Annotated in this window: 14 protein-coding genes; 12 read left to right on the top strand and 2 right to left on the bottom strand. The window is 55.8% G+C overall.

Annotation, left to right across the window (positions count from 1 at the left end; translation table 11 throughout):
• Positions 1–69: 69 nt before the first annotated feature.
• Together VH86_RS18040 and VH86_RS18035 are read right to left on the bottom strand one after the other, a co-directional pair.
• Positions 70–354 (bottom strand): YciI family protein, encoded by a 285-nt coding sequence (locus VH86_RS18040; protein ID WP_045833703.1) that lies wholly within the window; start codon positions 352–354, stop codon positions 70–72.
• A 9-nt stretch (positions 355–363) separates the two neighbouring features.
• The gene (locus tag VH86_RS18035) at positions 364–1,383 is read right to left on the bottom strand and encodes an aminopeptidase (RefSeq protein WP_038645156.1); all 1,020 of its coding nucleotides are present in this window, start codon (positions 1,381–1,383) and stop codon (positions 364–366) included.
• 247 nt (positions 1,384–1,630) lie between these two features.
• Here VH86_RS18035 and cysG point away from each other — a divergent pair, with 247 nt between their 5' ends.
• From cysG to nlpD, 12 genes are all read left to right on the top strand, one after another.
• On the top strand, positions 1,631–3,046 hold the full coding sequence (cysG, locus tag VH86_RS18030) for a siroheme synthase CysG (RefSeq protein WP_045833702.1): 1,416 nt from the start codon (positions 1,631–1,633) through the stop codon (positions 3,044–3,046).
• A 9-nt stretch (positions 3,047–3,055) separates the two neighbouring features.
• Positions 3,056–3,964 (top strand): sulfate adenylyltransferase subunit CysD, encoded by a 909-nt coding sequence (cysD, locus tag VH86_RS18025; protein WP_034823008.1) that lies wholly within the window; start codon positions 3,056–3,058, stop codon positions 3,962–3,964.
• A 10-nt stretch (positions 3,965–3,974) separates the two neighbouring features.
• Entirely contained in the window at positions 3,975–5,402 is a 1,428-nt protein-coding gene (gene cysN / locus VH86_RS18020) for a sulfate adenylyltransferase subunit CysN (protein ID WP_045833701.1), read from the top strand.
• A complete protein-coding gene (cysC, locus tag VH86_RS18015) occupies positions 5,402–6,007 on the top strand; it encodes an adenylyl-sulfate kinase (RefSeq protein ID WP_034823004.1) in 606 nt (201 codons plus the stop codon). Before cysN ends, cysC begins: the two co-directional genes overlap by 1 nt.
• A 56-nt stretch (positions 6,008–6,063) precedes the next feature.
• Entirely contained in the window at positions 6,064–6,384 is a 321-nt protein-coding gene (locus tag VH86_RS18010) for a DUF3561 family protein (protein WP_038645163.1), read from the top strand.
• A gap of 171 nt (positions 6,385–6,555) precedes the next feature.
• Positions 6,556–6,873: a cell division protein FtsB gene (gene ftsB, locus VH86_RS18005; RefSeq protein WP_007893240.1), complete on the top strand. Its 318-nt coding sequence runs from the start codon at positions 6,556–6,558 to the stop codon at positions 6,871–6,873.
• Positions 6,874–6,876: 3 nt separating this feature from the next.
• Positions 6,877–7,593, top strand: a complete 717-nt coding sequence (ispD, locus tag VH86_RS18000; RefSeq protein WP_045833700.1) for a 2-C-methyl-D-erythritol 4-phosphate cytidylyltransferase — start codon at positions 6,877–6,879, stop codon at positions 7,591–7,593.
• Positions 7,593–8,069, top strand: a complete 477-nt coding sequence (ispF, locus tag VH86_RS17995; protein ID WP_045816453.1) for a 2-C-methyl-D-erythritol 2,4-cyclodiphosphate synthase — start codon at positions 7,593–7,595, stop codon at positions 8,067–8,069. Before ispD ends, ispF begins: the two co-directional genes overlap by 1 nt.
• A 2-nt stretch (positions 8,070–8,071) precedes the next feature.
• Complete coding sequence (gene truD / locus VH86_RS17990; RefSeq protein WP_045833699.1) at positions 8,072–9,115, top strand: tRNA pseudouridine(13) synthase TruD; 1,044 nt, start codon at positions 8,072–8,074, stop codon at positions 9,113–9,115.
• A 217-nt stretch (positions 9,116–9,332) separates the two neighbouring features.
• Positions 9,333–10,094: a 5'/3'-nucleotidase SurE gene (gene surE / locus VH86_RS17985; protein ID WP_038649911.1), complete on the top strand. Its 762-nt coding sequence runs from the start codon at positions 9,333–9,335 to the stop codon at positions 10,092–10,094.
• Positions 10,088–10,714 (top strand): protein-L-isoaspartate(D-aspartate) O-methyltransferase, encoded by a 627-nt coding sequence (locus VH86_RS17980; protein WP_038645170.1) that lies wholly within the window; start codon positions 10,088–10,090, stop codon positions 10,712–10,714. Before surE ends, VH86_RS17980 begins: the two co-directional genes overlap by 7 nt.
• 166 nt (positions 10,715–10,880) lie before the next feature.
• Complete coding sequence (nlpD, locus tag VH86_RS17975; RefSeq protein WP_038645172.1) at positions 10,881–12,020, top strand: murein hydrolase activator NlpD; 1,140 nt, start codon at positions 10,881–10,883, stop codon at positions 12,018–12,020.
• Positions 12,021–12,042 lie beyond the last annotated feature (22 nt).

The raw sequence follows: 12,042 nt of genomic DNA, 5'->3' as shown, positions 1-12,042 counted from the left end.
ATCGCGCCTCCCTGTAGCGCATCTAACGCTGACAGGTACACGATAAATCGCGCCGCTACTATGTCGTCCTTAAATCCCTTTTAACCCTTCAAACGCCTCCGCTGCACGCGTCACGTTCACTTTGGTCACGTTATAATGCGCCACCGCGACAAAAGGATCTTCCGCGAGGATAGTATCCAAACGGGCGCGATCCATCTCCTTCACCAGCACCATGCCGCCGGTGCGCGGATCTTTACGGCCTGCTGCAATAAAGTCACCGCTGTCAAAGTAACGATCCAGCCACTCAATGTGTGGCGCCAGCAGCGCATCGGCTTCTTCTGCCGGACGGAAATAGTTGAGATACACCACGTACATAGCAAATCCTTAAGTTGTTGGGTTAGCCAGCTCGGTGACCAGCGGCAGTAAGATCTTTACGCTATCACGCGTGCGTTGCGTAATCCGGCCCGGTAGCCAGCGATCCAGATAATTGAGGTTATCACGGTCGGTTTGATGGCGTACGTTGCCCTCCGGGAAGTGGCTACTGTGTGCCCGCTGCTGCTGTCCGTCTTTATTACCCAGCGCCCAGTTGGCGGCGGTGACATCCAGCAGCGGCATGCCGGCTTTATCAAAGGGATTCACGCCCGGATAGTCGCGTGCCGTCAGGGTGTGGCTGGCGGCGGAAATACCGTAACGATGCGCGAGCTGCACGGCGCGTGCGCTGGTCTGCTTGCGTACCGCTGAGGGCGTATTGGCACCACTGTTAAAATAGAGGTGATCGCCGACGATCAGGCTGTTGAGATCAATCACCAGCAGCGTGTTCTTTTTCTCCTGCGCGCTCATGCGCGACAGGTAGTCATCCATCCCGTGCAGCCCGGCTTCACCAGCGCTAAGCGCGACAAAGCGCACGCCGTAGTGCAGTGGCGTTTTACTCAGCTGTTGCGCCAGTTCCAGCATCACACCCAGACCGGATGCATTGTCGTCCACACCTTGTAAACGCAGGCCGCCCAGATTGCTATCCGCTTCATGGCGGCTGAGAGGCGTCCAGGTGTCGAGATGCGTGACGATCAGGATTTCTTGTGGCACCGCACCGCTGCGCGCGGCGATCACCGACGTGGCGGAGACTTTACGTGCGCGGGTTTCGCCCTTGCGCTCTAACCAGTTGTAGCTGGTATTGAACTGGCGGGTATTACTCTTATAGCCAAGCTCGGTGAATTGCTGCTGCAAATAGTCGGCCGTCATCAGCTCAGCAGGGCTGCCGCTCATACGGCCAGGGAAGTAGGTGGCGATGTGGCGTAGCTGCTGTTCGGCAAAATGCCCTGGCGCGTAGCTTGCAGCATGGGCAAAGAGAGGCAAACCGCCCGCGATCAGTGCAGCCAGCACGGTGCGGCGGAGAGTGGCAAACATAGTAATTGTCCTTTTATGTCATCCCGTGATGCTAAAAAATTCCGGGTTAGTATGAAACTGTGACCGCGATTGCACAATTTGAATTGCTCCGAAACACCAGCAATATCATCTGTTAAGCACAAATTGTTATCAGCAATCCTGGGGCGTTATTCCATTCGGTAACTACTAATGCCAATTCGTAATTTCATCTGCCAGAAGGTGGGAAAGTATAGTCGCGTTAACTTATTGTAAAACTAACAAGGTTAACGTGGATTATCTGCCTCTCTTTGCCGATCTCAAAAACCGTCCAGTGCTGGTTGTTGGCGGTGGTGAAATCGCGGCGCGTAAAATCGAACTGCTGCGACGTGCCGGTGCGCGTGTGCGGGTAGCAGCGCGCGACCTCGGCCATGAGTTGCAGGCGCTGCTGGAAATCGATGCCATTGAGTGGATTGCACATCACTTCGATCCAGTTCAACTGGATGGCGTCTTCTTAGTCATCGCTGCCACTGATGATAACGCGCTCAATGCGCAGGTTTTTGATGCCGCTAATGCCCGCCACAAGCTGGTCAACGTCGTCGACGATCAGCCCAAGTGCAGTTTTATCTTCCCTTCAATTGTCGATCGCTCCCCGTTAGTGGTGGCGATCTCCTCTAGCGGTACCGCGCCGGTGTTGGCTCGTTTACTGCGTGAAAAAATTGAGTCGTTGTTACCTGCCAATCTCGGTCAGATGGCTGAAGTGGCGGGGCAGTGGCGTGACAAGGTTAAACAGCGCTATCACAGCATGTCGGAACGTCGTCGTTTTTGGGAGCGGGCATTTAACGGTTTGTTCGCCAGCCAGATGTCAGCCGGTAACGTCAATGAAGCCCGCCGCACGCTGGATCGTGAGTTAGAGAACAGCAGCGACAATCAGGGTGAAATCACGCTGGTGGGCGCGGGTCCAGGTGACAGCGGTTTACTGACGTTACGTGGCCTGCAGGTAATGCAACTGGCGGATGTGGTGCTGTATGACCATCTGGTGAGTGACGAAGTATTGGAACTGGTACGCCGTGATGCTGACCGCATCTGCGTCGGTAAACGCGCTGGAGCACACTCCGTATCTCAGGAAGAGACCAATGCGATGCTGGTCGAGCTGGCGCAGCAGGGTAAACGCGTGGTGCGTCTGAAAGGTGGCGATCCCTTTATCTTTGGTCGCGGCGGCGAAGAGTTGCAGGCGGCGAAGGCAGCGGGCATTCCGTTCCAGGTGGTGCCGGGCATTACCGCAGCGGCGGGTGCCACCGCCTATGCCGGGATTCCGTTAACCCATCGCGATCACGCGCAGAGCGTGCTGTTTGTCACCGGCCATTTACGCAGTGATAGCGAAGGCATCGACTGGCCAACCCTGGCGCGTGCGCGTCAGACCTTAGCGATTTATATGGGCACGTTGAAAGCGGCAGAAATCGCGGCGGGCCTTATCGAACATGGACGCGCGGCTTCCACGCCAGTGGCAGTGATTGGCTGTGGCACGCGACAGGATCAGCAAGTGCTGACCGGAACATTAGATCAACTAGAGGCGCTGGCAGTGGCCGCGCCCACGCCAGCACTCATCGTGATTGGCGAAGTGGTGAATTTACACGGGCAATTAGCCTGGTTCCAACATTCGGCACAGCAGGGGGCTCGCGAGTCCGCCGTTGTCAATTTGGCTTGAGGAAAAATTATGGACCAAAATCGTCTTACTCATCTGCGCCAACTGGAGGCAGAGAGTATCCATATCATCCGCGAGGTGGCGGCCGAGTTCAGCAACCCGGTGATGATGTACTCCATCGGTAAAGACTCCTCGGTGATGCTGCATCTGGCGCGTAAGGCCTTCTATCCTGGCACGCTGCCATTTCCGCTGCTGCACGTTGATACCGGCTGGAAATTCCGCGAAATGTACGAGTTTCGCGATCGCACCGTGAAAAACATGGGCGCGGAACTGCTGGTTCACCGTAACCCGGAAGGCGTGGCGATGGGCATCAACCCGTTCGTCCACGGTAGCGCCAAGCACACCGACATCATGAAAACCGAGGGCCTGAAACAGGCGCTGAATAAGTACGGTTTTGATGCTGCCTTTGGTGGTGCACGTCGTGACGAAGAGAAGTCACGTGCCAAAGAGCGTATCTACTCGTTCCGCGACCGTTTCCATCGTTGGGATCCGAAAAATCAGCGTCCAGAGCTGTGGCATAACTACAACGGCCAGATCAACAAAGGTGAAAGCATTCGCGTGTTCCCGCTCTCCAACTGGACCGAGCTGGATATCTGGCAGTACATCTTCCTGGAAAACATCGAAATCGTGCCGTTGTACCTTGCTGCGCCGCGTCCGGTGTTGGAGCGCGATGGCATGCTGATGATGATTGATGACGATCGCATTGATCTGCAACCTGGCGAAGTGATCAAACAGCGTATGGTGCGTTTCCGTACCCTCGGCTGCTGGCCGCTGACCGGTGCTGTCGAATCCGAAGCGCAAACGTTGCCGGAAATTATTGAAGAGATGCTGGTCTCCACCACCAGTGAACGCCAGGGGCGCGTGATTGACCGCGACCAGGCCGGTTCGATGGAAATGAAGAAACGTCAGGGTTATTTCTAAGGAGACGCAGATGAATACCGTAATTGCACAACAGATTGCCGATCAGGGCGGAGTCGAAGCCTGGCTGACCGCGCAACAACACAAAAGCCTGCTGCGTTTCCTGACCTGCGGTAGCGTCGACGACGGCAAAAGTACGCTGATTGGTCGCCTGCTGCACGATACCCGTCAGATTTATGAAGATCAGCTCTCTTCGCTGCACAACGACAGCAAGCGTCACGGCACCCAGGGCGAGAAACTCGATCTGGCGCTGCTGGTGGATGGCCTGCAGGCTGAGCGTGAGCAGGGCATCACCATCGACGTGGCGTATCGCTACTTCTCCACCGAGAAACGCAAATTCATCATCGCGGATACGCCGGGACATGAGCAGTACACCCGTAACATGGCGACCGGCGCATCCACTTGTGATCTGGCGATTCTGCTGATCGATGCGCGCAAAGGCGTGCTGGATCAGACTCGTCGTCACAGCTTTATCTCGACGCTGCTGGGTATCAAGCATTTGGTCGTCGCCATCAACAAGATGGATTTGGTGGATTACAAGCAAGAGACTTTTGAACAGATCAAACAGTCTTACCTCGATTTTGCTGGTCAGCTGCCGGAAGATCTCGATATTCGCTTTGTGCCGATGTCTGCGCTGGAAGGCGATAACGTGGCGACGCCAAGTGTGACCATGCCATGGTACAGCGGCCCGACGCTGCTTGACGTGCTGGAAACCGTGGAACTGAACCGCGTGGTGGATCATCAGCCGATGCGCTTCCCGGTGCAGTATGTGAACCGTCCAAACCTCGATTTCCGTGGTTATGCCGGTACGCTGGCATCAGGCACGGTGCAGGTGGGACAGCGCGTGAAAGTGCTGCCATCCGGCGTCGAATCAACGATTTCGCGCATTGTGACTTTTGACGGTGATTTGCAGGAAGCGGCAGCGGGTGAAGCCATTACGCTGGTGCTGAAAGATGAGATCGACATCAGCCGTGGCGACCTGTTGGTCGATGCCGCTGCTGAGTTGCAAGCGGTGCAATCTGCCACGGTTGACGTGGTATGGATGGCAGAACAGCCGCTACAGCCGGGTCAAAGCTATGAAGTGAAGATTGCCGGTAAAAAAGCGCGCGGCCGCGTGGAAAACATCATTCACCAGGTGGAGATCAACACGCTGGAAAAACGTGCGGTGGAAAGCCTGCCGCTGAACGGTATCGGCCTGGTCGAGATCACGTTTGATGAGCCGATGGTACTGGATGCGTATCGCCAGAACCCGGTCACGGGCGGCATGATCTTTATCGATCGCCTGAGCAATGTCACGGTCGGTGCGGGGATGATCAATCAACCGCTGACTGATGTGCGTGGGCAAGCCGGTCAATACAGTGAATTTGAGCTTGAGTTGAATGCACTGGTGCGTCGTCATTTCCCACACTGGAATGCGCGCGACCTGCTGGGTGGCAAGTAATGGCCCAACACGACGAAAACGTGGTGTGGCATGACCATCCGGTCACCCGAGAAGAGCGGGAACAGCAGCACGGCCATCAAGGCGTGGTGCTGTGGTTTACCGGGTTATCAGGCTCGGGAAAATCCACGGTGGCCGGTGCGCTGGAGCAGGCGCTGCATCGTGCTGGCGTCAGCACCTATCTGCTGGATGGCGATAACGTGCGTCACGGCCTGTGCCGTGACCTCGGCTTCAGTGATGACGATCGTAAAGAGAACATCCGGCGCGTAGGAGAAGTGGCGAAACTGATGGTGGATGCCGGTTTAGTGGTATTAACCGCCTTTATTTCGCCGCATCGCGCGGAGCGTCAGATGGTGCGTGACTTGCTTGGTACCGGGCAGTTTATCGAGGTGTTTGTCGATACGCCGCTGGCCGTGTGTGAAGCGCGCGATCCCAAAGGTTTGTACAAAAAAGCCCGAGCCGGTGAGCTGCGTAATTTTACCGGTATCGACAGTGTTTATGAGGCGCCAGACGCGCCGGAAATCCATCTTGATGGCGAACAATTGGTTACAAAACTGAGTGCCCAATTGTTAGACCTCCTGCGTCACCGCGATATCATCAGATCCTGAACCGACAGCGGCAAATCTCATCAGGTTTGCCGCGTTTAAGCGTCAACAGGATCTCTATGCAGAACGTTACCCCCATGCTGGCACGTAAAGATGAACGCACCCCGGATGAGTCTCGCTCATCATTACCGGGCGGCGTGATTGGCTTTCTCTCGTACTGGTGCGCGCTGGCGATTCCGTTCATGCTCTACGGCTCCAATACGCTGTTCTTCTTTCTCTACACCTGGCCTTTCTTCCTCGCGCTGTTACCGGTTTCGGTGCTGATTGGCATCGTGCTGAGCTTAATGATTCGTGGGCGCTTGGTCTGGAGTGGGGTGATCACCGCGATTGTTGTTGTCTGCCTGTTTTGGCTGCTGTTCTCATTTCTCTCGGGTTGGTAGTCCGATCCTGATGTGCAAACGCATCGGCAGGTTACAAAACTTTACCTGCCGTCCCGCTTTTAGCCTTGCCGTTTTTTGTACAGACAATCGTCTGCTGCTGGCATTTTCACTGTCACTGTGGAGTCCTGTGCGAAGTTATGGGATGATTGGGCCGTTTTTCAGGGGGCGGGGATGGGAAAACTGACGTTACTGTTGCTCGTGCTGCTGGGATGGCTCCAATATTCCTTGTGGCTGGGTAAGAACGGTATTCATGACTATACGCGCGTCAATGAAGACGTCGCGTCGCAACAGGCGAATAACGCCAAACTCAAAGCACGTAACGATCAGTTGTTTGCCGAAATTGATGACCTCAATGGCGGTTCAGAAGCAATTGAGGAACGTGCACGTAATGAACTGGGTATGATTAAGCCCGGTGAGACTTTCTATCGTCTGGTGCCAGACCAGAATAAACGTAACGCGCAACAAGCTGCGCAAAATCAACAACGATAAACCATGAACAACCTCTCTTCCCTTGCGGATGTGATTGCCGTGGTGCCTGCCGCAGGCGTGGGCAGCCGTATGCAGGCTGCCTGCCCAAAACAGTATCTGACCATTGGTCAATTTACCCTTCTTGAACACAGCGTTGCGCGCTTGCTGGCTCATCCAGCCGTTAAACAAGTGATCGTGCCCATCAGTCCTGATGATGGCTGGTTTGATTCGCTGCCATTGGCGCAGGATTCGCGCGTACTGCGCGTGACAGGTGGCGACACGCGTGCGGAGTCGGTGCTGGCAGGTTTGCAGGCAATTCAACATAGCGAATGGGTACTGGTGCACGATGCCGCGCGGCCATGCTTACACCCGGATGACCTGGCGCGCCTGCTGGCGGTTCGTGAGCACAGCAAAGTCGGGGCGATTCTGGCGGCACCGGTGCGTGACACCATGAAGCGTGCTGAACCCGGTAAAGCGGCGATTGCGCATACCGTTGAACGCGAAGATCTTTGGCACGCACTTACGCCACAATTTTTCCCGCATCAGCTGCTGACGGCGTGTTTAACGCGTGCACTTCATGAAGGCGCTACCATTACCGATGAAGCGTCGGCGCTGGAATATTGCGGCTATCATCCAGAGCTCGTTAGCGGACGCAGCGACAACATTAAGGTGACGCGGCCAGAAGACCTGGCGCTGGCGGCCTTCTATCTAACCCAGATTCAGTTAAAGGAGAGCGCATGATGCGTATCGGTCACGGTTTTGACGTTCACGCTTTTGGCGGCGAAGGTCCGTTAGTGATTGGCGGGGTGCGTATTCCCTTCGAACACGGTTTTATTGCCCATTCAGATGGCGATGTGGCGCTGCATGCATTAACGGATGCACTGCTCGGCGCGGTGGCGATGGGCGATATCGGTAAGCTATTCCCGGACACCGATCCCGCCTTCAAAGGGGCGGACAGCCGTGGCTTGCTGCGTGAAGCCTGGCGTCGCATCCAGCAGAAAGGTTATCGCATTGGTAACGTCGACGTGACCATCATCGCGCAAGCGCCGAAAATGCTGCCGCATGTGCCGCAGATGCGCGTCAACATCGCCGAAGATCTGGGCTGCCATATGGATGATGTCAACGTCAAAGCGACCACGACCGAGAAGCTCGGATTTACCGGCCGTGGCGAAGGCATTGCCTGTGAAGCCGTGGCGCTGCTGGTGAAGGCCGATTAAGTATGAGCGAACTGCTTTACCTGCACGGCGTTCCGAGCGCCACCGCCGTGATCAAGGCCAATCCCGAAGATTTCGTGGTGATTGAAGACCTCGGCTATCCCTATGATGGCGAAGGCGAGCAGGTGCTAGTGCGCATCCGCAAGATCGGTTGCAATACGCGCTTTGTCGCTGAAGCAATCGCGAAATTCCTCGGCGTGCATCAACGTGATATGAGCTATGCCGGAATGAAAGACCGCCATGCGGTGACCGAGCAGACGCTGTGTTTCCGCGTGCCGGGTAACGCGATGCCGAATTTGGCCGGTTTCCAGCTGGAAGGGGTGGAAATTTTGCAGGTGATCCGCCATAAGCGCAAATTGCGCACTGGCGCGCTAGCAGGTAATGCGTTCCGCTTGGTTGTGCGTCAGATTTCGGATCGCGCTGAAGTGAAAGCGCGCTTGCAGCATATCCAGCAAAGCGGCGTGCCTAACTACTTTGGTGAACAACGCTTTGGCCGCGGCGGTAATAACCTGACGCAGGCAAAATTGTGGGCAGAAGATAAGTTCCGCCCGCGCGATCGCAGCATGAAAGGTATTTTGCTGTCCGCTGCGCGCAGCCAGCTGTTTAATCAGGTCACCAGTGCGCGGTTGCAGCGTGATGGCGTGTTGGATCAGGTGCAGGCGGGCGATGCGCTGCAGCTGGCCGGACGCGGCAGCTGGTTTGTGGCGCGGGCGGAAGAGTTGGCGGAATTGCAGCAGCGTGTGAATCATCATGAATTGCGCATCACCGCGCCGCTCGCCGGGCGAGGTGAGCTGGGCCCCCAGGGAGACGCGCTGGCCTTTGAGCAGGCTAATCTCGCACCTGCTGCGGATTTGCTGGCGCTGCTGGAGCGTGAACGCGTCGATGCGGCACGCCGCGCTATGCTGGTGGTGCCGAAAGATCTGCGCTGGAACTGGTGGGATGACGTGACGCTCGAGATGCAGTTTTGGCTGCCAGCCGGGAGTTTTGCCACCAGCGTGGTGCGCGAACTGCTGAGTAACGGTGCCGCTGCGCCTATCAGCGAGGAATAACCCCACTTTACCCGGCCTTAACGCCGGGTAAATCTTTACTCCGGCTGCGTAATGTTGCGGCAAACGCCGGAAGTTCCGTGATTTACGCCTACCACTTCCCGCGCCTCACCGCTAGAATGCAAACATCTTCGTCTCGCCAGATCTTCTTTATTCGGCACCCTAACAACGGATGCCAGGCGAGTTGAGGGCCAGTTGAATGAACAAAGGTCAGGAACAGATGCGGATATTGCTCAGCAACGACGATGGAATTCATGCCCCCGGCATTCAGACGCTGGCTCGCGCACTGCGTGAGTTTGCGGAGGTGCAGGTTGTCGCGCCCGATCGCAATCGAAGTGGCGCATCAAATTCCCTGACGTTAGAAACCCCGCTGCGTACTTTTACCCATGAGAATGGTGACATCGCCGTACAGATGGGTACGCCGACGGATTGTGTGTTTCTCGGGGTTAACAAACTGATGCAGCCACGTCCGGATATTGTGGTTTCAGGGATCAACGCCGGCCCCAATCTGGGTGATGACGTGATTTACTCTGGCACCGTGGCCGCCGCAATGGAAGGGCGCCATCTCGGACTGCCCGCGCTGGCGGTTTCACTCAATGGCCATCAACACTATGCCACCGCAGCGGCAGTGACCTGCACACTGCTGCGTGCGCTGTCCCGTGCACCGCTGCGCACCGGGCGTATCCTGAATATCAACGTGCCTGATCTACCGCTATCGGAAATCAAAGGTTTTCGTGTGACACGCTGTGGCAGCCGTCATCCTGCCGATCAGGTGATTTGCACGGAAGATCCGCGCGGCCATACGCTGTACTGGATTGGTCCACCGGGGGATCAACTGGATGCGGGCCCCGATACCGATTTCGCGGCGGTGGATGCAGGTTATGTGTCGCTAACGGCACTGCATGTCGATCTCACTGCACATGCGGCACAAGAAGTATTACGCGACTGGTTAATCGAGGCTGAGGTAAATCTGGCATGGTGAACCGCCGCATCGAAACGCTGTTAGAGCAGCTGCGTGCCCAGGGAATTCACGATGAGCACCTGCTTAAAGCCATCGCCGATGTCCCGCGTGAACGCTTTATCGATGAGGCGTTTGAACATAAAGCCTGGGAAAACGTTGCGCTGCCGATTGGCAGTGGGCAGACGATTTCACAGCCCTACATGGTGGCGCGGATGACCGCGTTACTTGAACTGAACCCGGAATCTCGCGTGCTGGAAATTGGCACTGGTTCGGGCTATCAGACCGCTATTCTGGCCCATCTTGTTAATCACGTTTATTCCGTGGAACGCATCAAAGGGTTGCAGTGGCAGGCCAAGCGCCGCCTGAAACAACTCGACCTGCACAATATTTCGACGCGCCATGGCGACGGCTGGCAAGGCTGGGCAGCGCGTGGCCCGTTTGATGCCATCATTGTCACCGCCGCCCCCCCTGAAATTCCGACTGCGCTGATAGCGCAATTAGGTGAGGGTGGCAAAATGGTGCTGCCAGTAGGCGAAGATCAGCAGGTCTTAAAGCGTTTACATCGCCAGGGTGATGAATTAATTGAAGAAATCATCGAACCCGTCCGCTTTGTGCCGTTAGTTCAGGGCGATCTGGCCTGAGCCATTGCTACGTAAATCTTCACAACTGTTACATGGCATGGCGCAGTTGATATTGTTACTATCCTTGTTAATCAATGTGAAAGACCGTATTTCGCCTGTTGCGCAGTGAATAATGCGGTCACATCCACGACACAGTTACATCCAGGTTTGCCATAACGGGGGATCAATGAGCACGGGAAGCACAGTATTTCAATTACGCCGTTTGGCGGCACTTTCACTGGTAGGTTTTTGGCTGGCGGGCTGTAGCTCAGGCGACAACACGCAGGCTCCGATTAGCCAGATTGGCGGCGGCGGGGACAGCGGTATGATGTCCTCAGGCGGCGGCATGACGTCTGCACCCAGCAGCGGTGGCATGCTCTCATCGCAGAACAGTACCGTACCCGCCATGCCACACGGCGGAATGTTAAGCGGCGGTACACCATCGGCTGCACCCTCCGGTGGAATGGTTAGTGGCAATAATAATGTTGTCACGCAAAATGGTCGTATCGTGTACAACCGTAATTATGGGAATATTCCTAAAGGTAGTTACGGTGGTGAGACCTATACCGTCAAACGTGGCGATACCCTGTTTTATATTGCCTGGATTACCGGCAATGACTTCCGCGATCTGGCGCAACGCAACAACGTCGCGGCCCCGTATGGCCTGGAAGCCGGGCAAGTGCTGCAGGTTGGCAACGGTAATGGCCAGACCATCACCGGTGGCAATGCGATAACCGCAGCGGACGCCACGCAGGGCGGGGTGCCGGTTGCATCCAACCAGACGCAAATTAAATCTGCCCCTGTTGCACAGCAACCTGTTATTACGTATTCTGATGATTCGGGTTCGACAGGCGGTAAAATGCTGCCGTCGAAAGGAGCAAATAATGTGGCAACGACCACAGCTCCGGTTACCGCACCGCCTACAGTCAGCAGCACGACTAACAGCACAACCCCAGTGGGAAGCTGGCGTTGGCCGACTGATGGGAAGATCATCGATAACTTCTCCGCTGCGGAAGGCGGAAACAAAGGGATCGATATCGCCGGTTCGCGTGGACAACCTGTTGTCGCCACTGCTTCAGGAAGGGTGGTATACGCAGGCAACGCGCTCCGTGGGTACGGTAATTTAATCATCATCAAACACAATGATGATTATCTGAGTGCTTACGCCCATAACGATTCCATGCTGGTCCGGGAACAACAGGAAGTTAAGGCGGGGCAAAAAATCGCTACCATGGGTAGTACCGGAACCAGTTCGGTTAGATTACATTTTGAAATTCGTTACAAGGGGAAATCCGTAAACCCGTTGCGTTATTTACCGCAGCGATAATCCGGCAGAACCTTAGGTGTTC

It is taken from the genome of Pantoea sp. BL1, from assembly GCF_000963985.1.
GTDB classification, from domain to species: Bacteria; Pseudomonadota; Gammaproteobacteria; order Enterobacterales; family Enterobacteriaceae; genus Pantoea; species Pantoea rwandensis_B.
This window is presented reverse-complemented; position numbering and strand designations above follow the sequence as displayed.